Here is a 20,375-nt window from a genome sequence, read left to right on the forward strand (position 1 = left end):
CTGCAGATCCCGCAGCGGCCCCGTCCCGGGTTCCGCTCTGGGCTCCCGAGGGTGGGAGGACGGGATCCTTCAGTAGCTGGCCTTGACCGCCAGCACCGGGCAGTGCGCGTCGAGCAGGATCCGCTGCGCCTGGCTGCCGGTGATGAGCTTCCCGGTGGGCGTGCGACGGCGCATACCGATGACGATCAGGCTGGCCTTGACGCGCTCGGCGGCCTCCACGACCTCGTCCGCGGCGTCGTGGCCGGCCACCCGCTGGTCGATCTCGTAGACCACCCCGGTCGCGTCGAGCTTCTCCCGGACCTGCTCCAGCACCCGCTCGGAGGCGAACCGGGGGTCGGCCAGGACGTCGCCGCGCGCGCTGTTGACGACGTGCAGCGGCTGGTCGCGCAGCGACGCCTCGGCGATGGCGGCGGCGAGGGCGGCCTCGCCCTCGGGGGTGGGGACGTAGCCCACGACGATGGTCATGGCCGGAGCCTAGGCAGCCGCAACGGGTACCGCCGCGTTGCGCCCGTAGCGGTCGTTGCGGTCGTTGTGTGCCCGGCCGGGACTCACCCGGGACGCTGCGGGGAGCGCAGGGTGAACCGCCGCTCCGGCCGGCCCGCGGTGCCGTAGCGCTGCCGGACGTCGGCCTCCTCCAGGGTCACCAGCTGCTCCAGGTACCGGCGGGCGCTGACCCGCGCCAGGCCGGTGCGCTCGCTGCACTGGGTGGCCGACAGCCCCTCCTCCCCCGCGTCCCGCAGCGCCTCGCGGACCAGCTGGAGCGTCTCCGGCGCGATCCCCTTCGGCGTGGGGGCCGCCGGGCGCGATCCGCTGCGCGCGCCGGCGAACAGCCGGTCGACGTCGGCCTGCCCGGCCTCCTGCAGCACGGCGAGCTCGCTGCGCACCGCGGCGTACTCCCGCAGCCGGGCCTCGAAGGTCTGCCGGTCGAACGGCTTGACCAGGTAGTACAGGACGCCGCCGTGCAGTGCGCTGCGGATGCTCTCGGCGTCCCGCGCGGCACTGATGACGACGACGTCGACCGGCACGGCGTCCGCGCGCAGCCGGCGCAGCACCTCCAGCCCGGTCATGTCCGGCAGGTACACGTCCAGCAGCACGAGGTCCGGCTGCAGCCGGGCGACCTCGGCGAGCGCCTCCGCGCCGCTGGACGCGGTGCCCGCCACCTCGAACCCGTCGAGGGCCGCGACGAACCCGGCGTGGACCTTGGCGACCATGAAGTCGTCGTCCACGATCAGCACCCGGGTCATGCGTCCACCAGCGCGGGGCCGGCCGGGAGCCGGGCGGTGAACACCGAGCCGTCCGCGGAGCTGGCGGTCACGTTCCCGCCGCGGCGGGCGCACACCAGGTGCACCAGGGACAGCCCGATCCCCCGGCCGCCCGGGACGGCTGCGTCCTGGGAGGCGGAGCCCTTCGTGGAGACGCCGCGCCGGAACACCTCGGCCTCCATCCCCGCCGGGACGCCGGGACCGGAGTCGCGGACCACGACGTCGACCTCACCGTCGACGAGCCCCAGGCCCACCTCGACCCAGCGCTGCGCCGCATCCGAGGCGGCGTCCATGGCGTTGTCGACGAGGTTGCCCACCACGGTGGCGACGTCCGTGCTCAGCTCGGGGGCGAGCACGGGCAGCGCGGAGTCCGGAGCGATGCGCAGGTCGACGCCCAGCTCGGCCGCCTGGCTGGCCTTGGCGACGAGCAGCGCGGCGATCGCCGGGTCGTGCACGGCGGCGGTGACCGCGCTGCTGAACTCCGACCGGCTGGTGCTGATCCGGTGCACGAACCGCACCGCCTCCTCCGCCTCCCCCAGCTCGATGAGCCCCGCGATGGTGTGCAGCCGGTTGTCGAACTCGTGCGCCTGGGCCCGCAGCGTGTCGGTGACGTGCCGGTTCAGGTCGAGCTCGCGGCGCAGCTCGAGCAGCTCGGTGCGGTCGCGCAGCGTGGCCACCGACCCGATGGACCGGCCGCGGCTGGTCAGCGGCAGCCGGTTCACCACGAGCACCCGGCCGGCGGTGCCCACGGCCCGGTCCCGCTCGACGCCCGTGGTGAGCAGCGCCTCGGCCACCTCCTCGGCGACCCCCAGCTCCTCGAGCGGGCGGCCGAGCGCGTCCCCGGGGATCCGCAGCAGCCGGATGGCCTCGTCGTTCACCAACGTCACGCGGCCGTGCAGGTCCAGCCCCACGACGCCCTCCCGGATGCCGTGCAGCATGGCGTCGCGGTGCTCCACCAGACCGGTGATCTCCGCGGGCTCCAGCCCGAGGGTCTGCCGCTTGACCCGACGGGCCACCAGCAGCGAGCCGCCGAAGCCGATGACGCTGGCCAGCCCCAGGTAGGTGAGCAGGTTCGGCGCGGCGGCCGAGAGCCCCTCGGCGATCCCCGGGTAGGGCCGCTGGACGGCGACCAGGCCGAGCACGTCACCTCCGTCCGGGGCGTACACCGGGCTCATCGCCATCGCGGCCTGGCCGCCGCGCACCTCGACGTCGCCGGTCCAGGACCGCCCCTCCAGCGCGCTGCTGCCGCCCAGGTCGAGGGCCTTCCCCAGCCGCCCGGGGTCGGCGCTGGCCAGCACGGTCCGGTCCGCCCGGGCGACGACGACGTCCTGCGAGCCGGAGTAGCCGCGGCTGTTCTCGGCCGCGATGCGCAGGAAGGCGAGCTGGTTGCGCTCCAGGGCCACGCGGGTGGCGCGGCTGTTGGACAGCGTCTCGGCGACCTCCAGCGCCCGGGCGCTCTCGGTCTGCTCGGCGCGCTGGGTGGACTGGGCCACGGTCACCGCGGCGACGCCGACGAGGACCACGCAGACGATGACCACCTGCAACGCGAGCAGCTGGCCGGCGAGCGAGAGCCGCCGGGTCACGGGTCCTCCTCGCCGGCGCTCGTCGGCCCCGTGCCCCGGGGTGCTGCGCCCACGCGTGACCTCGCGAGCTCGGTCACGGGCCCTCCTCGCCGGCGCTCGTCGGCCCCGTGCCCCGGGGTGCTGCGCCCACGCGTGACCTCGCGAGCTCGGTCACGAGCCCTCCTGACTGGTCGGGGACGCGGCACGTCATCGGACCCGGGCCGGGTCCGGCGACGCAACACGACGCCGTGCACACAACGACCACAACGCCCAATGCGCACGCAAGCGTGACACGCACCACGCGTGTTGCGACCGTCCTTGCGAGCGGCGGACGTCCGCCGGACACACAGGAGGAACCCATGCGCAACGCTTCCCTGAGGAAGCTCACCGTAGGCACCGTGGCCGCCGGGCTGCTGCTGACCGGGTGCGGCACCACCGCCGAGGGCGGCTCCGCCTCCGGCGGCGGCACCCAGGAGGGCCCGGTCACCGGCCTGCGGGTGCTGGTCCCGAACTCGCCCGGCAGCGGCTACGACACCACCGCCCGCGCCTTGGCCCAGGTCGCCGAGGAGGAGGAGCTGGCCGAGACGATCGAGGTGTTCAACCTCGAGGGCGCCGGCGGCACCGTCGGCCTGCAGCGCCTGGTCAACGAGACCGGCAACGCCGACATGCTCATGCAGATGGGCCTGGGCGTGGTGGGCGCGCAGTACAGCAACCAGTCCGAGGCCACCCTCGAGCAGACGACGCCGATCGCGCGGCTGATCGAGGAGGCCGAGGCGATCGTCGTCCCGGCCGACTCGCCGTTCCAGACCATCGACGACCTGGTCGCCGCCTGGAAGGCCGACCCGGGCAACACGCCCGTCGGCGGCGCGTCCAACCCCGGCGGCCCGGACCACCTGACCCCGATGCTGCTGGCGCAGGAGGTCGGCGTGGCGCCGACCTCGGTCAACTACGTCGCCTACGACGGCGGCGGCGAGCTGCTCGCCGGCATCCTCGGCGGCGACGTGGCCTTCGCCGCGACCGGCATCGGCGAGGTCACCGAGCCCGCCGCCTCCGGTGACGTCCGCATCCTCGCGGTCACCAGCGAGGCGCCGGTCGAGGGCGTCGACGCGCCGACCCTCACCGAGTCCGGCGTGGACCTGACCTTCACCAACTGGCGCGGCATCGTGGCGGCCCCGGACATCACCCCCGAGGAGGCCCAGCGGCACGTCGACCTGATCACCCAGGTCCACGACAGCGAGGCCTGGCAGCAGGAGCTGGAGAACCAGGGCTGGACCGACTCCTTCATCACCGGCGACGAGTTCGGCTCCTTCCTCGACGAGGAGAGCCAGCGCGTCGAGGGCGTGCTGAGCGAGCTGGGCCTGACGTGACCTCTGCCCCCAGGGGCAGCGCCCAGGAACAGGGCCGCTCCGAGTACGGAGTGGCCCTGTTCCTGGCGGCGCTCGGCCTCCTCGTCATCGTGCAGGCCCTCCTCCTGCCGGAGAGCCGGATCGTCCGCGGGCCGGTCGGGCCCGCCGTCGTCCCCCTCGTCGTGGGCGGCCTGCTGGTCATCGTGGGGGTCGTCCTGGCCATCGACGTGAAGCGCGGCGGCCGCGGGGAGCCCGAGGGCGGCGAGGACGTCGAGCTCACCGGCGGCACCGACTGGACGACGATCGCGATGCTCGCCGCCGCGTTCCTGGCCAACGCGCTGCTGATCGAGACCCTCGGCTGGGTGTTCTCGGGCGCGGTCCTGTTCTGGGGATCGGCGTTCGCCCTCGGCAGCCGGCACTACGTGCGCGACGCCGTGATCGCCTTCGCGCTGTCGATCGGCTCGTTCTACCTGTTCGCCCTCGGGCTCGGCATCGTGCTGCCCCCCGGCATCCTGAGGGGGATCCTCTGATGGACGCGTTCGGCTCCCTCATGGAGGGCTTCGGCACCGCCCTGACGCCGACCAACCTGGCGTTCGCGCTGCTGGGTGTGCTGCTGGGCACCGCGATCGGCGTCCTGCCCGGCATCGGCCCGGCCATGGCGGTGGCACTGCTGCTGCCGCTGACCCGCGGCCTGGACGTCACCACCGCGCTCATCATGTTCGCCGGCATCTACTACGGCGGCATGTACGGCGGGTCCACGACGTCGATCCTGTTGAACACCCCGGGTGAGAGCGCCTCGGTGGTCACCGCCATCGAGGGCAACAAGATGGCCCGGTCCGGCCGCGCCGCGCAGGCCCTGGCCACCGCGGCGATCGGCTCGTTCGTCGCCGGGACCATCGCCACGCTGCTGCTGGCGCTGGTGGCCCCCCTGGTCGCCGACCTCGCCGTGGAGGTCTCGCCGGCCGACATGTTCGCGATCATGGTGCTGGCGTTCATCGCGGTGACCTCGGTGCTCGGCAGCTCCCGGGTGCGCGGCCTGGCCTCGCTCGGGCTCGGCCTGGCCATCGGGCTGGTCGGCATCGACGCCACCTCCGGCCAACAGCGGCTCACCTTCGGCATCGGCGAGCTCGCCGACGGCATCGACATCGTCGTCGTGGCGGTCGGCCTGTTCGCCGTCGGTGAGGCGCTGTGGACCGCGGCCCACCTGCGCCGCCGCCCGGTCGAGGTCATCCCGGTGGGCAACCCGCGGATGAGCCGGTCGGACTGGCGCCGCTCGTGGAAGCCGTGGCTGCGCGGCACCGCGATCGGGTTCCCCTTCGGCGCCGTCCCTGCCGGTGGGGCCGAGGTCCCGACGTTCCTCTCCTACGTCACGGAGAAGAGGCTGTCCCGGCACCCCGAGGAGTTCGGCACGGGTGCCATCGAGGGCGTCGCCGGGCCGGAGGCCACGAACAACGCCTCGGCCGCGGGTGGGCTCGTGCCGCTGCTGACCCTGGGCATCCCGGTGACGGCCACCGCGGCGGTCCTGCTCGCCGCCATCGAGAGCTACGGCATCCAGCCCGGGCCGCAGCTGTTCGACAGCGAGCCGGAGCTGGTGTGGGGCCTCATCGCCAGCCTCTTCATCGGCAACACGGCGCTGCTGGTGCTCAACCTGCCACTGGCGCCGCTGTGGGCGCGTCTGCTGCGGATCCCGCGCACCTACCTGTATGCGGGCATCCTCTTCTTCGCCAGCCTGGGCGCGTACGCGACGAACGCCAACGTGTTCGACCTGTTCATGCTGCTGGTCATCGGCGCGCTCGGCTTCATGATGCGCCGCTTCGGGCTGCCGCTGCTGCCGGCCATCGTCGGCGTGATCCTCGGGCCGTTCGCCGAGGCGGAGCTGCGGCAGGCGCTGCAGATCAGCAACGGGGCGATCGGTGGGCTGATCGACCCGCTGTCCGTCGTCGTGTACGTCATCGTGGCGCTGGTCCTGCTGTGGCCGCTGGTCCGCCTGCTGCTGCCGAAGAAGGGGGTGCACGTCCCCGTGCTCGACGAGGCGGTGCACGAGATCGAGGAGGCGCACCACCACCACGGGACGACCGACGCGATCTCGGTCGAGGCCCGAGCCAAGCAGGACCCCGACCGGCCCTGAGGCCGTGGGCAGCACGAACGAGAGGGGTGGGGACGACGGTCCCCACCCCTCTCCGCGTCGGTGGGCCCGGCCGCAGATGAGGGCGACACACGGGTGGGGTGAGCGGTCGATGGCAACGCTCCCGTCGGCGTCGCGGAGGCCGGTCGTCCCCTCCTGGCGTGGCCGGGTGCCCTCCCCGACACCGACCGTCCTCGGGCACAGGATGCGCCTGCTCCTCGTGGGCCGCCGGCTCGCCTGGCAGGAGGCCGAGGCGCGCTGACCCGCGCCACCCGCACCGGGACGGAGGGCGACCGCCACACCCGGCCGCCGCCGACACCCTTCCCCGACGGGACGGCGGAGTCGACACTGCTCGCGCCCGCCGGTGTCGCCGAGCGTCGTTCTGGGTCGTCCGCTCGGCGACGCCGACGCGGTCCTCAGCCGGTGGGCAGCGCCGGGCCCTCGTCCTTGAGCACCACGCCGGAGGCGCCCAGCTCGCGCGCCGCCCCGAGCAGCGCGGCCACGGTGTCGGCGGCCTGCGCGTAGGACAGCCCGTGCGGCGGGCGCACGTTGGAGACGCAGTTGCGCTCGGAGTCCGCCCGCCCCGGCCGGGGGTCCCAGGTCAGGTAGACGCCGAGCGAGTCCGCCGACGACAGCCCCGGCCGCTCGCCGATCAGCACGACGACGGCCCGGGCCCCCAGCGCCTCCCCCACCGCGTCGCCGAGCGCCACCCGCGCCTGGTGCGCCAGCACCAGCGGCGCGACCGACCAGCCCGGCAGCCGCTCCACCAGCGCGGTCACCAGCCCGGCGGCGTGCTCGTGCACCGCCCGCGGCGAGAGCCCGTCGGCGACCACGACCGCGAGGTCGGTATCCGCCCGCGGCAACGACGTGCCCTCCGCGAGCTGCCGGCCGAGGTCGGGCCGCTGCAGGTAGGTGGCCCGGTCGGGCGCGGCCGAGTGCACCTCGAGGAAGTCGCCGAGCGTGGGTCGCAGCCGGTCGGCGTCCAGCGGCTGGTGCACCGCGTCACGGGCGGCCGCGTGGGCGGCGCGGAACTCCAGTTCCCGGGCCGTGGGCAGCGCGTCCCCGGCCCGGCCGAGCGCGACCCGCGCGCGGGTGGCCGCGCGGAGCACCGCCCACGGGTCGTCGCCGGGCGGCAGCGGCGCGTCCAGTGCCGAGCTCATGCCGACGCCGCCGCGAGGAGCGCCCGGGCCGCGGGGGCGTCGGCGGACAGCTCACGGACCCGGCCGGCGTCGTCGAGCAGGTCCATCCGCGCCAGCCACGCCTCGAACTCCGGTGCCGGCCGCAGTCCCAGCACCGAGCGGGTGGTCAGCACGTCGGAGAACGCCAATGACTGGTAGTGCAGCATGACGTCGTCCATCCCGGGGACGGCGATGAGGAACGTGCAGCCCGCCGCGCCGAGCAGCAGCATCAGCGAGTCCATGTCGTCCTCGTCGACCTCGGCGTGGTTGGTGTAGCAGACGTCGACGCCCATCGGCAGGCCCAGCAGCTTGCCGCAGAAGTGGTCCTCCAGCCCCGCGCGCAGCACCTGCTTGCCGTCGTAGAGGTACTCCGGGCCGATGAACCCGACGACGGTGTTGACGATCAGCGGGTCGAAGTGCCGGGCCACGCCGTAGGCGCGGGCCTCCAGCGTCTGCTGGTCGACCGGCCGCCCACCGATGCCGCGGTGCGCGTCGGCCGACAGCGCCGAGCCCTGCCCGGTCTCGAAGTAGGTCACGTTCGAGCCGACCGTGCCGCGGCCCAGCGCCAGCGCACCGGCACGGGCCTCGGTGAGCAGGTCGAGGGTCACGCCGAAACCGCGGTTGGCCGGCTGGGTGCCGGCGACGGACTGGAACACCAGGTCGACCGGGGCGCCGGCCTCCAGCGCCCGCAGCGTGGTGGTCACGTGCGCCAGCACGCAGGACTGCGTCGGGATGCCGTAGCGGCCGATCACCTCGTCGACCAGCTGCAGCAGCGCGAGCGTGCGGGCGGGGGAGTCGGTGGCCGGGTTGATGCCGATGACGGCGTCCCCGCAGCCCTGCAGCAGCCCGTCGACGATGGACGCCGTGACGCCCAGCGGGTCGTCGGTCGGGTGGTTGGGCTGCAGCCGGGAGGCCAGCCGGCCGGCCAGGCCCAGGGTGCTGCGCAGCCCGGTCACCACCCGCGCGCGCCGGCCGACGGCGACCAGGTCGGCGTTGCGCATCAGCTTCGAGGTGGCCGCGACCATCTCCGGGGTCAGTCCGGGGGCCAGGCCGCTGATCGACGTCTCGTCGCCGGCCGCCGCCCAGGCCAGCAGCCGGTCGCGGAACTCGCCGACCGTCAGCGAGGCGACCGGCGCGAAGGCCACCGGGTCGTGGGTGTCGAGGACCAGCCGGGTGACGTCGTCCTCGTCGTAGCCGACCACCTGCTCGTCGAGGAAGGTGGCCAGCGGCAGGTCGGCGAGCACCGTCTGCGCGGCCACCCGCTCGGCGGCCGACTCCGCGGCGCAGCCGGCCAGCACGTCGCCGGAGCGCAGCGGGGTCGCCCTGGCCATCAGCTCGACCAGGGTCGGGAACTCGTAGGTGCGGCCGCCGACCGTGCCCCGCCGCCTCATCGGACGTCCTCCCCCGCATCGGCCAGCAGCTCGAACTCCTCCTCCGGCGCGGAGGCCACCAGGTGGTGGCGGCTGTAGAGCGCGAAGTACGCGAGGAAGGCGGCGTAGGCCGCGAGCGTCCACAGCGCGGCGGAGACGTCGACGAGGAAGGTGGCCACGACCGCGGCGGCGGCCAGCACCAGCGCGACGCCGGTGGTCGCCGTCCCGCCCGGCGTCCGGTACGGGCGCGGCAGGTCCGGCTCGCGCCGGCGCAGCACGATGTGGCTGACCATCATGAGCACGTAGGACACCGTCGCCCCGAAGACGGCCATGTTGAGCAGCATCGCGCCCTGGCCGGTCAGCGACAGCAGGAAGCCGATCGCACCCGGGACGAGCAGCGCCAGCACCGGCGCCTTGCGGCCGTTGGTCACCGACAGCGCGCGCGGCAGGTAGCCGGCGCGGGAGAGCGCGAAGGTCTGCCGCGAGTAGGCGTAGATGATCGAGAAAAGCTGGCCACCAGCCCGAACAGGCCGGCGTAGTTCACCACCCGCGTGAGGCCGTCGGGTGCGCCGGCGCCGGCCAGCGCGTCGACCGGCGGGTTGCCCGACCCCGCGATCGCCGACGACCCCGCCGCGCCCGGGGTGAACACCAGCATGAGGACGGCGAGGACGACGAGCACGCCCATCGCCGCGACGATCCCCCGCGGCATCGACCGGGCCGGGTCGCGGGCCTCCTCGGCGGCCAGCGGGACGCTCTCGACGGCGAGGAAGAACCAGATGGCGAACGGGAACGCCGCCCAGACGCCGATCAGCCCGTACGGCAGGAACGCCGAGGCGCCGGCGGCGTCGGTGGGCGCGATGTCGAGCAGGTTGCCGGCCTCGAACCGCGGAGCGGCGCCGACGAGGAAGACCACCAGCCCGGCGAGCGCGACGACGGTGACGGCGAACATCGCCTTGAGCGCCTCGCCGACGCCCATCAGGTGGATCCCGATGAACAGCGCGTAGACGACCAGGTAGACCCACCAGCCGTCGGTGATGCCGAACAGCCCGAGGGACTCGACGTAGGCGCCGATGAAGGTGGCGATGGCCGCGGGCGCGATCGCGTACTCGATGAGCACGGCGACGCCGGTGGCGTAGCCGCCCCACGGGCCCAGCGCGCGCCGGGCGAAGGTGTAGCCGCCGCCCGCGGTCGGCAGCGCGGAGCCGAGCTCGGCCAGCCCGAACACCATCGCGGTGTACATGACCGCCATGAGCACGGTGGCGATCAGCAGCCCGCCGAACCCGCCCTCGGCCAGGCCGAAGTTCCACCCGGCGTAGTCGCCGGAGATGACCGCCGAGACGCCGAGGCCGGCCAGCAGCAGCCAGCCCGCCGTCCCCGATCGCAGCCGGCGCCGCTCGAGGTAGCCGACCTCCACCCGTTCGGCCTCGATGCCCGCGCGCGCGGCGGGCCGGCTCGGGGTGGCTCGGGCGGTGGGATCGGCGGTCACGGGCACCTCCGGGACGAGCCCGCCGGAGGCGGGGAGGGCCAGCCTGGTCCGGCGTCCCGGCCGGGTCAACGGGCCGACACGGAGGCAACACCCCGTTCACCGCGCCGTTCGCGGGGAGTTCCGCCGCGCCGTCCGGGCGTGCGGGATACTTGGTCGGTCGGACACGACCGGACCGGGCGCGACACGGAGGGCGAGCGGCAGTGACGCCGAGGCTGAGCACGGGGTCGGACGACGGCGAGCTGCTCGCCCTGCTGGCCTCGGGGGGTGACCTCGAGTCCTTCCTCGGCGATCTGGTGAGCCTGGCTGCTCGCCAGGTGGTCTCCGCCGAGGCCTGCGGGCTGACCCTGAGCCGCGACGCCGCCGGGGTGACCGTGGCCAGCAGCGGCCCCCTCGCGCAGCGGGCCGACGAACGGCAGTACGAGGTGGACACCGGGCCGTGCCTGGAGGCGATGCGCACCGGCACCGTCGTCCGGGTCACGGACATGGCGACCGAGGAGCGCTGGACCCCCTACCCCGCGCGGGCCGCGGAGCTCGGCGTCCGGTCGTCGCTGTCGCTGCCGCTGGTGGTCGAGGGGCGCAGCAGCGGCGCGCTGAACCTCTACGCGACCGAGCCCGGGGTCTTCACCGCCGCCGACGAGGCCGCCGCCGCGCGCTGGGCGGAACAGATCACCGGCGCGCTCACCGTGGCGCTGCGCCTGGCCGACAGCATCGAGCGCGCCGATGCCCTCGTCGGCGGCCTGGACACCCGGGCCACCATCGGCCGGGCGGTCGGCCTGCTCATGGCGCAGGAGCGGTGCACGGCCGATCAGGCCTTCGACCTGCTGCGGATCGCCTCGCAGCGCCGCAACGTCAAACTCCGCGACGTCGCCGCCGGCGTCGTGAGCGCGTTCGAGGAGGATCTGGCCGACCGGTGCGAGCGCTGGTGACCGCCGTGCACCTCGCAGGCCTTGCGCCTCAGAGGCCGTGCCAGCGGCCGTCCTTGGCGTTGCGCTCCTGCCGCGGGGTGAAGACGTTGCCCTCGGTCGGCGGTGCGCCGTCCCCGGCCAGGGCGAACACCCGGAACAGCGGCCCGACCAGCGCGTCGTAGACCGCCGGCAGCAGCCGGAAGCCGGCGATGACGACCGGGTTGGCGAACCCCGACTGCACCAGCCGCCGCGGCCGGTCCAGCCGCGCCACCACCGCGCGCGCCACCCGCTCCGCCGAGTACACCGGGGGCGGCGGCCGGCCGGTGCTGCCGGCCCACGTCGCGCCCTGGTAGTAGATCGGGGTGTTGACCCCGCCGGGGGCGACCGCCGAGACGTGCACGCCGGGCGCGTCCCGGATCTCCTGCTGCAGCGTGCGCACCAGCCCGAGCTGGCCCCACTTGGCGGCCGCGTAGGTGCCCATGAGCGGCGCGGTCACCGAGGCCAGCAGCGAGCTGACGACGACCAGGTGCCCGGCGCCCTGGCGGCGGAACACCGGCAGCGCGCTGCGGGCGACGTTGGCGGTGCCGTGCAGCGAGGTGTCGACGACGGCCTCGAATGCCTCGCGGGGCACGTCCTCGATCCGGCCGTAGGCCATGGTCTGCGCCGAGTGGATGACGGCGTCGAGCCGGCCGAGGCGCTCGACGGCGGTCTCGACCGCCCGCTGCACCGCGTCGGCGTCGGTGACGTCGGCCGGGCAGACCAGGACGTCGGCAGCGCCCTTCTCGCGGGCCTCGGCGGCGGTCTCCTCCAGCGCCTCGCGGCCCCGGGCGACGAGCACCAGCCGGGCGCCGCGGGCGGCGAGGGTGTGCACCGTGGCCCGGCCGATCCCGCTGGAGGCTCCGGTGATCAGGGCGGTCAGGGGGCGGGACGGCGCGCCGGTGGGCGGCATGCGGCTCCTCGTGCTCGGGAGGGGTGGGAACGCGCGGGCAGGTTCGATCTCGCGTCGGTGGAGTCGCTCTACCCTCGCGCTCCCATGGTCATGCGGGCAGCACCTCGTACAGCCAGCCGGGACCGGTGACGGTGGCGCTGCCGGGCAGCCGCGCCCGCAGGCCGCGGTCGGCGGTGACCACCAGCACCGGCCGCCCCTCCCCCGCGAGCCGGCCGGCGTAGGCGGCGAGCGTGTCGTCCCCGCTGCCGGGAGCGCGCACCAGCGTGACGCCCTCCGGCGCCCGGACCGTCGATGCGGCGCCCTCCACGACCGCGACGACCTCGCCGCAGAGCAGCCGCCCGCCCCCGGGCGCGGGCACGATGCGGCCCGGCAGCGCGGTCAGCCGGGCCAGCAGCCGGGACGTCGCCGCCGGCCGGTCGCGCCACCAGCCGTCGGGTCGGGCCCCGACCACGTTGGCGGTGTCCACCAGCACCACGACCACCGCTACCCCTCCTAACCCACGTCGTCTCCGGGGCCACGTCGTCTCCGGGGCCACGTCGTCTCCGGGGCCACGTCGTGCCTCCCTGCACCGTTTGTGCCCACCGGCCCGGGGCACCCTGCCGGGCACGTCCGGCTCCGATCTTCCCCGGGAGGCCCGCCATGGCGAGCACCGACCGCTCCGCCCCCGAGGACGCCTCGGCCACCTCCGGCGTGGCGCGGGACGCCGTCGCCGCTCAGCAGTCGGCGTTCGGCGGGACGGCGTGGGGGGCGGCGTTCTTCGGCTGGCTGTCGGCGACCGGCCTGGCGGTGCTGCTCGTCGCGCTGGTGTCGGCGGCCGACGTCGCGCTGGGCCTGACCGAGGGGGCGTCGGCCGGGGAGATGGGCCTCGGCGGGGCGGTCGCGCTGCTCGTCGTCCTCTTCCTGTCCTACCTCGCCGGTGGGTACGTCGCCGGGCGGATGGCGCGCTTCACCGGCTTCCGGCAGGGCCTGGCGGTCTGGCTGGTCGGGCTGGTCGTCGTCCTGCTGGTCTCCGCGGCCGCGGCGGCGCTGGGCAGCGAGTACAACGTGCTCGCGCGGCTGGAGCTGCCGCGCATCCCGGTCGAGGAGGGCACCGCCACCACGGCCGGCCTGGTCACCCTCGCGGCGGCCGCAGCGGCGTCGCTGGTCGGGGCACTGCTCGGCGGCGGTCTGGGGACCCGTTACCACCGGAAGGTCGACCGGGCCGGCTTCGCCGTCTGAGGCTCCCGGACGTCACCGGGCGCTCCTACGCTGCAGCGCATGTGCCGCAACATCCGGCCACTGGCCAACTTCGAGCCCCCCGTCACCGACGACGAGGTGCACGCCGCCGCGCTGCAGTACGTCCGCAAGATCAGCGGGACGGCGCGGCCGTCGCGCGCCAACGCGGAGGCCTTCGACCGTGCCGTCGCCGAGGTCGCCGAGGCCTCCACCCGGCTGCTGGCCGCGCTGGTCACCACCGCTCCGCCCAAGGACCGGGAGGAGGAGGCGGCCAAGGCGCGCCGCCGGGCGGCCCTGCGCTACGGCACCTGAGCACGAGTGCGCGTGATCGAGTGTGAACGCGGGATGCGGGGTAGAGCGACTCCACCCTTTCCCCTCTTGAGGAGATCACCCATGGCGCGCAACACCCTGTCCCGCTCGCTGCACGACCTCGGACTCTCCGCCTGGTTCGGCGGCACCCTGGCCAACGCCGTGGCGCTCAACGCCGCGGCCGGCGAGACCAGCAACGCCAAGGACGCCGGGCGGGTCGCCAACGCCGGCTGGGACCGGTGGACGCCGGTCAATGCCGCGGCCATCGGTGCCCACCTGGTCGGCAGCGTCGGCCAGCTGATCAGCAACCGCAGGCGGGTCGCCGAGCAGCAGGGCGTCGCCGGCATGAGCGCGCTCAAGACCACGCTCACCGCGGCCGCGCTGGGCGTCACCGCCTACAGCCGGGCACTGGGCAAGGTCGTCTCCGACGCCGGGGCCACCCCGTCCCGCTCGGGCACCAAGCCGAGCAGGCGGGCCAAGGCCGAGGTCGCCGAGGCCCAGGCCAAGCTCGACCAGCTGCAGTGGGTGATCCCGGCGCTGACCGGGGCGCTCGTGGTGGTCAGCTCCTACGCCGGTGAGCAGCAGCGGCCCAGCGAGGTCGCGCGCGGGCTCGCCCAGCGCTGACCGCTCCTCCACCCTCCGCACCGACCCAGGAGTCCCGGTGACCAGCACGGTCCACACCACCGACCAGGCGCACGCCGGCGGCGGCGCCACCCGGTGCGCCGACTGCACCGACGGGCTGGGCAAGCCGCGGCCGGTGCGGCCGGGCTCGTGGCGCGACCGCATCCGGCAGAAGCCCGGTCTCGGCATCGCCTACCGGGTCGGGGTGTTCGTCGTCGGGCTGCTGTTCGTGCTGCTGGGGCTGGCCCTGACCGTGCTGCCCGGGCCGCTGACCATCCCGCCGATCCTGGTGGGGCTGTGGGTGTGGTCCACGGAGTTCGAGTGGGCGCGGCGGTTCTTCGTGGCCTTCCGCCGCAAGGCCCGTGACACCTGGGCGCACGCCAAGCAGCACCCGGTGAGCTCCGCGGCGATCACCGTGGGCGGCCTGGTGGCGGCCGGCGTGGTGTTCTGGGCGGTGGGCCACTACGACCTGGTGGACCGCGCCCTGGCCGCCGTCCGGGGCTGACCGACGCGACGAGGCCCGGCAGACCGTACCGGTCCGCCGGGCCTCGTCGCGTCTGCGTTCAGTGGTCCTCCGCGGTCTCCTCTGCCGGGTCGGTCTCCTCGGGACGGGCGGGTTCCTCCCCGCCGATGCCGAAGCCGTCGGCGGGCGGCGGCGCCTCCGGACCGGGGTCGGCGGCCGGGATGCCGTCGTCCCCCCGGCCGAGGTTCGGCTCCATGGGCGTCCACATCGACACGTCGTCCTCCTGACCACCGAAAGGATGAGCGCGCGACCCATACCCGGCCCTCCTGCGTGGCACCATCCCGCTCCTCCCCCATTGGGCGGAACGGCGACGGCAGGAGGTGCGGGCCATGACGGGCGTGCGGAGTCCGCAGCACCGCGGGAACTCGTCCGAGGGCGGTGAGAGCCACAAGGAGCGGATCGACCGGGAGCTGATGGAGCTGCTCAACGAGCTGCGCGTCGCGCTGCCGGGGGTGCAGTTCCTCTTCGCGTTCCTGCTCGTGGTGCCCTTCCAGCAGCAGGGCACCCAGCTCACCGACTTCCAGCGCGACGTCTACTTCGTCACGCTGCTGGCCGCTGCCGTGGCGACCGGGTTGCTGATCGCACCCGCGGCGCAGCACCGGGTGCTGTTCCGCCAGCACGACAAGGAGGCGCTGCTGCGGCGCAGCAACCGGTCGGCGTCCCTCGGGCTGGCCGTGCTGGCCGTGGCGATCGTCGGCGCCGTGCTGCTGGTGACCGACGTGGTCTTCGACCTGACGCTGGCGTGGATCACCGCTGCGGTGGTCGGTGCCCTGCTGGCCTGGTGGTGGATGGCAGTCCCGTTCTGGAAGCGCGCGCACAACGAGCAGGACGACCCGGACGACTGAGCTCTCACCCTCTGACGACGGGTAGCTCAAGGCCGCGCAGATCGCGTCGGCGACCGCGTCGGGGTCCTCGTGTTCCCAGCAGCGGAGCACCCGCCATCCCCGGGCACGCAGCACCGCATCGGCCCGCCGGTCGCGCGCGACGTTCGCGGCGAGCTCGGCCAACCACCTGTCGCGGTTGGCGTGCGGGAGGTGGCCACCGTGCAGGTTCCCGCCACCGGCCCCGTCCAGGGCACCGCCCCGAGCTTGCGAGGGGTGGGGAGGACGGGATCCTTCACCAGCCGGCGACGGACCGCGAGCTCGTGCGCGGTGTCACGGCACAGTTGCCGGCGGAAACGCCGGGCCACCGTCTCCGACGACGGCGGTGGCGCCGGCCCGGGACCTGCGGTCACCTCTCCCCTCCCTCGCTCGGAGCCCGGAACGCTACGGCGCGCCGGTGACACGTCGGCTACCGGGGAAGGGTCGCCTAACCTGCTCGGCGTGAGCACGACGGCGGAACGGGTGTCCGCACCGCCCGAGCCGGTCCGCGCGCCGTCGACCCGCTGGTCGGTGCTCGAGCTGGTGCCGCCGTTGGCCGTCGTCCTGCTGGGGACGGTGCTGCTGCTGCCGGGGCACGGGCTGTGGTTCGACGAGCTGTTCACCGCCGAGGTGGGCCGCCGGCCGTACGGGGAGATCCTCGCGGCGATCGTCGAGGGCCGCGGGACGACGGGCTACCTGGCCGACGTCCCGCCGTCGTACAACGCGCCCTGGTACTTCGTGGTGCGCACGTGGGTGTTGCTGCCGGGGCTGGGCGGGGACACGTCGCTGCGGGTGCTGTCGCTGCTGGCGACCGCCGGCGGCCTGGCTTCGATCACGCGCGCGGTGACCCGGCTGACCTCGCGGGCGGCCGGGGTGCTGGCCGGGGTCGTGCTGGCGGCGAGCCCGCTGCTGCTCGAGCAGGCGGTGGAGGCCCGCCCGTACGGGCTGGCGGTGCTGGCCACCGGTGGGGCGCTGCTGGGGCTGGTGCGGTGGCTGCAGGGGTCGCCGCGGGGACTGCTGCTGTTCGGGCTGGCGGGCGCGGGGATGGGGCTGGCGCACTGGTACGCGGTGACGGCGCTCGCCGGCTTCGTCGTCGCGGCGCTGCTGCTGCGCGGCCGGCGGGCGTGGCCGGTGGTGCTCACCGGTGCGGCCGCCGCGCTGCCCGCCGTCGGGCTGGTCGCGGTGAACCTGCTCAACGGGACCGGCGCGCGCAACGCCGAGCACCTGCGGGACACCGAGGGCACGCTGGCCGACCTCGCCGTCGAGGCGTGGGCCGGTGGATCGAGGTCGCTGCTGTACCTGGTCGTGGGGCTGGCCGTGCTGGGCGCGCTGCGCGGCACCGGCGTGCGGGTGGTCGCGACCTGCTGGCTGCTCGTGCCGCTGGGGCTGCTGCTGCTCGCCGAGACGGTGCGGCCGGTGTACCACCCGCGGTACCTGCTGGCCGGGTTGCTGTCGCTGGGCGTGCTGGCGGCGGTGGGTGCGCTGACCGTGCCGTGCGCGGCCCGGGCACCGGTCGCCGGGCTGCTGGTGGCCTGCTCGCTGCTGGCGGCCTCGCCCCTGGCCGTGCGTGAGCCGCGGGAGCGGGCCGACGACGTGGTGGCGCTGCTGGCCGAGCGGCAGCGCCCCGGCGAGCCGATCGTCGCCGCGGACCAGCGCTCGGCGACCGGGCTGGACCACTACGTCCGGACGGCGGCGCCGCGGCTGCGACCCGACGTCGTCCTGCCGCCGGACGACGCCCCGTCCGCGGCGGACCGGGTGTGGCTGGTCCGCCGGGTGATCCGCGGGGACGTCGTCTCGACCGACGACGACGAGATCCTGTCGGACGCGGGGCTGCGGGTGGTCGACGAGTACGCGTTCGACGCCGCGAAGACCGACCTGCTGGTGCAGGTCTGGGAGCGCTGAGCCCGGGTCGACCTCCGGCGCCGGCCGGCCACCGCCGGCTGCCGCCGAAAACGCGTGGGCGGTGTCGTGCTCGAGCGCTACCGTCGACCCGTGCCCGAGCACGGGACCTCCTTTCCGCGCCCCCGGCCGCCGAGCAGCCGTGGGGGCACCGAGGTCTGCCGGTAGCCCGTTCACGGACCCGTCGGCCGGGGGTGATCCCTCTCCCACCCGCCGATCACCCGCGAGGGACCTTCCGTGACTCCCCTGCTGACTCCGCACGACCTCGAGGTCGCGCTCGAGCTGCGCGACCTGTCCGACCCCGCCGGCGGTCCGCACGCGATGCAGCTGCTGCTGGGCGACGTGCTCGCCGCCCTGACCGGCGCCTGGCACTGCGCTCTCGACGTGCAGCGGCGCCGGCCGCTGGTGAGCGTCGAGGACAACTACGACCGGCTCGGCTACGCGGCCGCCGACGTCACCCGCGATGCCCGGTACAGCCGCTACGCCGCCGAGACGGTGATGCTGCGCAGCCACACCAGCGCCGGCGTCGCTCCCGCACTGCGCGCGCTCGCCGGCACCCGTGCCGCCGATCCCGAGATCGACGTGCTGCTGGCACTGCCCGGCCTGTGCTACCGCCGCGACACCATCGACCGGCTGCACGTGGGCACGCCCCACCAGGTGGACCTGTGGCGCATCACCAGCACCCGGCGGTTGGGTCCCGACGATCTGCAGCAGATGGTCGAGCTGGTGGTCGGCGCCGTCCTGCCCGGTGCGCGCTGGCGTACGTCACCGGTCCGCCACCCCTACACCACGCAGGGTCTGCAGGTCGACGTGCGCACCCCCTCCGGCTGGGTGGAGCTGGCGGAGTGCGGCCTGGTCGCCGGGCACGTGCTCGCCGGCGCCGGCCTCGACCCCGACCGGTACAGCGGCCTGGCGCTGGGCATGGGCCTGGATCGGGCGCTCATGGTGCGCAAGGGCATCGCGGACATCCGCGTGCTGCGCTCGACGGAACCGCGCATTGCCGCGCAGCTGCTCGACCTGGCCCCGTGGCGACCGGTGTCGTCGCAACCACCGGTGCGCCGGGACCTGTCCATCGTGGTGGACGCCCCGGTCGATGCGGAGCTGCTGGGGGACGCCGTCCGCACCGCGCTGGGCCCAGAGGTCGAGGCCCTCGAGTCGGTGACCGTCCTGGCCGGCACCACCTACGCCGACCTCCCGGACACCGCTCGCCGCAGGCTCGGGCTGGGCCAGGACCAGGTCAACGTGCTCCTGCGGCTGGTGCTGCGCCCCCTGGCGGGGACCTTGACCGACCAGCGGGCCAACGAGCTGCGCGACCGGGTCTACGCGGCCGTCCACCGCGGACCTCACCGTGAGTGGGCGAGTTCCTGACGTGGCCGTTCCTCGCTCACGGCGCCGATGCGCGGGCAGCCGGCAGCCGACCGGTGCCCGGGGGTGGGCATCGGTCGGCTGCCGGCTGGGATGGGCGTCAGGTCAGGCAGCAGTGACGAGTGGTGGGCCGGTGCGGCCCGGTCCGGTGCGGATCTCGGTGCCGTCGGGTCGCCAGGTGCGCCATCGGCCATCGGGTTGTCGCTCGACGCGGAAGCCGTGGTGGACCTTGGTGTGGTGCCGTTCGCGCAGCAGTGCCGAGTTGGCCAGCGACGTCTCACCGCCGTCGATCCAGGCGATCAGGTGGTGCACGTCGCACCACCAGGTCGGGGCGCCGCAGCCGGCGAACACGCAGCCGCCGTCGCGCACCTCCGCGGCGCGGCGCAGGTGCGGTGGCACCAGCCGCACGCTGCGGCCGACGTCCAGCGGCACCCCGTCCGGGCCGATCACGATCCGGGTGATGTTCCCGTCGCAGGCGATCCAGCGGGCCCGGGCGGCGGAGATCGTCGCGCCGAACCCCATCTGCGCGGCGCCCCGGCCGGTGGCCGGGTCGGCCAGGTCCTCGATCCCGATCGTGACGATCACCTGGGGCTTGTGGCCGCGCAGGATGGGCAGACCGCCGGAGGCCAGGGCGTTGTCGGCCAGCTGCACCAGCGCATCGGCCAGCCGCTGCGCGCGGGTGCGCTCGTCCCCGGCGCACCGGCCGGCCTGCACCACCGCCTCCAGCGCCGCCTGCAGCCTCTCCCCACCCACCGCGTCCAGGTCGAACCGGCCGGTGATGCTGCCGTCGGCGTGCTTGGCCATCACCAGCCGCCGCCCCTCGGTGGGATCGGGCTCGGGCCCGTCGGCGTCGAGGCGGTCCAGGTAGTGCTGCACCGCCTGGGCGGTGTCCGCGTGCGGACGGGTCACGGCCACGTCGGTGAGCAGCTCATCCACCGCGGCCAGGTCCACGTTCTGCGCGGCGGCGCGGGCGAGCTGGTCGGGCTCGGCCACCCGGCCGATCAGCGCGGCCTGCTCGCCGGTCACCGCACCGGCGGCGAACGCCGCCAGCGCCGGCAGGTGCTGAAGCGCACGCCCGGCGCGGACCACCCGGGCGGCCTCGGCGGTCGACAGGTGCCCGTGCCCACGCAGCCAGGAGCCCATGGACGTCAGCCCGTCGACCTCCGCGGCACCGGACACCTCGCACTCGCGCACCGTGCGGGCCACCTCGGCGGCCAGCCGGTTCTGCGCCACCAGCAGCGGACCCAGCCGGTCCAGCAGCACCGGGCCGAACAACGGCGCCAGATCCTCGCCGGCGAGCGCGTCGAGGGCAGCCAACAGGTCGTCCACGACACCTCCCCACCGACTCGATCACCTGTTCGAAGCCTAGCGAGCCCGGGGACGTCACTCATCCCGAATCC

20 protein-coding genes and 1 pseudogene are annotated in these 20,375 nt (G+C 74.9%); 11 read left to right on the top strand and 10 right to left on the bottom strand.

Annotated features, from left to right (window positions below; translation table 11 throughout):
* Positions 1–69 precede the first annotated feature (69 nt).
* The 3 genes from BUB17_RS17670 to BUB17_RS17680 all read right to left on the bottom strand — a co-directional run bounded on the left by BUB17_RS17670 (position 70) and on the right by BUB17_RS17680 (position 2,845).
* Entirely contained in the window at positions 70–465 is a 396-nt protein-coding gene (locus BUB17_RS17670; protein ID WP_072919994.1) for a universal stress protein, read from the bottom strand.
* A gap of 83 nt (positions 466–548) precedes the next feature.
* Complete coding sequence (locus tag BUB17_RS17675) at positions 549–1,244, bottom strand: response regulator (protein WP_072919995.1); 696 nt, start codon at positions 1,242–1,244, stop codon at positions 549–551.
* Positions 1,241–2,845: a sensor histidine kinase gene (locus tag BUB17_RS17680; RefSeq protein ID WP_072919996.1), complete on the bottom strand. Its 1,605-nt coding sequence runs from the start codon at positions 2,843–2,845 to the stop codon at positions 1,241–1,243. The genes BUB17_RS17675 and BUB17_RS17680 overlap by 4 nt, the downstream gene beginning before the upstream one ends.
* A 338-nt stretch (positions 2,846–3,183) precedes the next feature.
* Here BUB17_RS17680 and BUB17_RS17685 point away from each other — a divergent pair, with 338 nt between their 5' ends.
* Genes BUB17_RS17685 through BUB17_RS17695 form a run of 3 tightly spaced genes read left to right on the top strand, consistent with a single transcriptional unit; the run spans position 3,184 to position 6,298 of the window.
* Positions 3,184–4,191, top strand: a complete 1,008-nt coding sequence (locus tag BUB17_RS17685; protein WP_072919997.1) for a Bug family tripartite tricarboxylate transporter substrate binding protein — start codon at positions 3,184–3,186, stop codon at positions 4,189–4,191.
* Positions 4,188–4,700, top strand: coding sequence for a tripartite tricarboxylate transporter TctB family protein (locus tag BUB17_RS17690; RefSeq protein WP_072919998.1), 513 nt, complete (start codon positions 4,188–4,190; stop codon positions 4,698–4,700). The genes BUB17_RS17685 and BUB17_RS17690 overlap by 4 nt, the downstream gene beginning before the upstream one ends.
* Entirely contained in the window at positions 4,700–6,298 is a 1,599-nt protein-coding gene (locus BUB17_RS17695) for a tripartite tricarboxylate transporter permease (RefSeq protein WP_072919999.1), read from the top strand. Before BUB17_RS17690 ends, BUB17_RS17695 begins: the two co-directional genes overlap by 1 nt.
* A 413-nt stretch (positions 6,299–6,711) precedes the next feature.
* On the opposite strand, the gene eutC is transcribed toward BUB17_RS17695, so the two are convergent.
* The 3 genes and pseudogenes from eutC to eat form a co-directional block, all read right to left on the bottom strand.
* Positions 6,712–7,455: an ethanolamine ammonia-lyase subunit EutC gene (gene eutC / locus BUB17_RS17700; protein WP_072920000.1), complete on the bottom strand. Its 744-nt coding sequence runs from the start codon at positions 7,453–7,455 to the stop codon at positions 6,712–6,714.
* A complete protein-coding gene (locus tag BUB17_RS17705; RefSeq protein WP_072920001.1) occupies positions 7,452–8,864 on the bottom strand; it encodes an ethanolamine ammonia-lyase subunit EutB in 1,413 nt (470 codons plus the stop codon). Before BUB17_RS17705 ends, eutC begins: the two co-directional genes overlap by 4 nt.
* Positions 8,861–10,335 (bottom strand): annotated as a pseudogene (gene eat, locus BUB17_RS17710) (ethanolamine permease). Before eat ends, BUB17_RS17705 begins: the two are co-directional and overlap by 4 nt.
* Positions 10,336–10,529: 194 nt before the next feature.
* Here eat and BUB17_RS17715 point away from each other — a divergent pair.
* A complete protein-coding gene (locus BUB17_RS17715; RefSeq protein WP_141243076.1) occupies positions 10,530–11,255 on the top strand; it encodes a GAF and ANTAR domain-containing protein in 726 nt (241 codons plus the stop codon).
* 28 nt (positions 11,256–11,283) lie between these two features.
* On the opposite strand, the gene BUB17_RS17720 is transcribed toward BUB17_RS17715, so the two are convergent.
* Positions 11,284–12,183, bottom strand: coding sequence for an SDR family NAD(P)-dependent oxidoreductase (locus tag BUB17_RS17720; RefSeq protein ID WP_072920002.1), 900 nt, complete (start codon positions 12,181–12,183; stop codon positions 11,284–11,286).
* 88 nt (positions 12,184–12,271) lie between these two features.
* On the bottom strand, positions 12,272–12,664 hold the full coding sequence (locus BUB17_RS17725) for a hypothetical protein (protein WP_072920003.1): 393 nt from the start codon (positions 12,662–12,664) through the stop codon (positions 12,272–12,274).
* A gap of 158 nt (positions 12,665–12,822) precedes the next feature.
* Between BUB17_RS17725 and BUB17_RS17730 the strand changes: the two genes are divergently transcribed.
* The 4 genes from BUB17_RS17730 to BUB17_RS17745 all read left to right on the top strand — a co-directional run bounded on the left by BUB17_RS17730 (position 12,823) and on the right by BUB17_RS17745 (position 14,833).
* Positions 12,823–13,401, top strand: a complete 579-nt coding sequence (locus tag BUB17_RS17730; protein ID WP_072920004.1) for a hypothetical protein — start codon at positions 12,823–12,825, stop codon at positions 13,399–13,401.
* A 39-nt stretch (positions 13,402–13,440) separates the two neighbouring features.
* A complete protein-coding gene (locus BUB17_RS17735; RefSeq protein ID WP_072920005.1) occupies positions 13,441–13,710 on the top strand; it encodes a DUF2277 domain-containing protein in 270 nt (89 codons plus the stop codon).
* An 81-nt stretch (positions 13,711–13,791) separates the two neighbouring features.
* Positions 13,792–14,331, top strand: a complete 540-nt coding sequence (locus BUB17_RS17740; RefSeq protein ID WP_072920006.1) for a hypothetical protein — start codon at positions 13,792–13,794, stop codon at positions 14,329–14,331.
* Between the two features lie 37 nt (positions 14,332–14,368).
* The gene (locus BUB17_RS17745; RefSeq protein WP_072920007.1) at positions 14,369–14,833 is read left to right on the top strand and encodes a PGPGW domain-containing protein; all 465 of its coding nucleotides are present in this window, start codon (positions 14,369–14,371) and stop codon (positions 14,831–14,833) included.
* A 58-nt stretch (positions 14,834–14,891) separates the two neighbouring features.
* Here BUB17_RS17745 and BUB17_RS26935 read toward each other — a convergent pair whose 3' ends face one another.
* On the bottom strand, positions 14,892–15,065 hold the full coding sequence (locus tag BUB17_RS26935) for a hypothetical protein (RefSeq protein WP_175561400.1): 174 nt from the start codon (positions 15,063–15,065) through the stop codon (positions 14,892–14,894).
* 115 nt (positions 15,066–15,180) lie between these two features.
* On the opposite strand from BUB17_RS26935, the gene BUB17_RS17750 reads away from it, so the two are divergent.
* The 3 genes from BUB17_RS17750 (at position 15,181) to BUB17_RS17760 (ending at position 18,978) form a co-directional block, all read left to right on the top strand.
* Positions 15,181–15,696 carry a DUF6328 family protein gene (locus BUB17_RS17750; protein ID WP_072920008.1) on the top strand — a complete coding sequence of 172 codons (516 nt, stop codon included), beginning with the start codon at positions 15,181–15,183 and terminating at the stop codon, positions 15,694–15,696.
* Positions 15,697–16,173: 477 nt separating this feature from the next.
* Positions 16,174–17,613 carry a glycosyltransferase family 39 protein gene (locus tag BUB17_RS17755; protein WP_244277328.1) on the top strand — a complete coding sequence of 480 codons (1,440 nt, stop codon included), beginning with the start codon at positions 16,174–16,176 and terminating at the stop codon, positions 17,611–17,613.
* Positions 17,614–17,847: 234 nt separating this feature from the next.
* Positions 17,848–18,978 (top strand): PheS-related mystery ligase SrmL, encoded by a 1,131-nt coding sequence (locus BUB17_RS17760; protein ID WP_072920010.1) that lies wholly within the window; start codon positions 17,848–17,850, stop codon positions 18,976–18,978.
* Between the two features lie 102 nt (positions 18,979–19,080).
* On the opposite strand, the gene BUB17_RS17765 is transcribed toward BUB17_RS17760, so the two are convergent.
* Complete coding sequence (locus tag BUB17_RS17765) at positions 19,081–20,304, bottom strand: HNH endonuclease signature motif containing protein (protein ID WP_072915931.1); 1,224 nt, start codon at positions 20,302–20,304, stop codon at positions 19,081–19,083.
* Positions 20,305–20,375 lie beyond the last annotated feature (71 nt).

The sequence above is a fragment of the Geodermatophilus obscurus genome (assembly GCF_900143215.1).
GTDB classification, from domain to species: domain Bacteria; phylum Actinomycetota; class Actinomycetes; order Mycobacteriales; family Geodermatophilaceae; genus Geodermatophilus; species Geodermatophilus obscurus_A.

Excerpts from the sequence above, each read along its gene's own strand:
- BUB17_RS17670 (WP_072919994.1), bottom strand. The coding sequence starts at position 465 with ATGACCATCGTCGTGGGCTACGTCCCCACCCCCGAGGGCGAGGCCGCC.
- BUB17_RS17675 (WP_072919995.1), bottom strand. The coding sequence starts at position 1,244 with ATGACCCGGGTGCTGATCGTGGACGACGACTTCATGGTCGCCAAGGTC.
- BUB17_RS17685 (WP_072919997.1), top strand. The coding sequence starts at position 3,184 with ATGCGCAACGCTTCCCTGAGGAAGCTCACCGTAGGCACCGTGGCCGCC.
- BUB17_RS17695 (WP_072919999.1), top strand. The coding sequence starts at position 4,700 with ATGGACGCGTTCGGCTCCCTCATGGAGGGCTTCGGCACCGCCCTGACG.
- eutC (WP_072920000.1), bottom strand. The coding sequence starts at position 7,455 with ATGAGCTCGGCACTGGACGCGCCGCTGCCGCCCGGCGACGACCCGTGG.
- BUB17_RS17705 (WP_072920001.1), bottom strand. The coding sequence starts at position 8,864 with ATGAGGCGGCGGGGCACGGTCGGCGGCCGCACCTACGAGTTCCCGACC.
- BUB17_RS17720 (WP_072920002.1), bottom strand. The coding sequence starts at position 12,183 with ATGCCGCCCACCGGCGCGCCGTCCCGCCCCCTGACCGCCCTGATCACC.
- BUB17_RS17730 (WP_072920004.1), top strand. The coding sequence starts at position 12,823 with ATGGCGAGCACCGACCGCTCCGCCCCCGAGGACGCCTCGGCCACCTCC.
- BUB17_RS17735 (WP_072920005.1), top strand. The coding sequence starts at position 13,441 with ATGTGCCGCAACATCCGGCCACTGGCCAACTTCGAGCCCCCCGTCACC.
- BUB17_RS17740 (WP_072920006.1), top strand. The coding sequence starts at position 13,792 with ATGGCGCGCAACACCCTGTCCCGCTCGCTGCACGACCTCGGACTCTCC.
- BUB17_RS17750 (WP_072920008.1), top strand. The coding sequence starts at position 15,181 with ATGACGGGCGTGCGGAGTCCGCAGCACCGCGGGAACTCGTCCGAGGGC.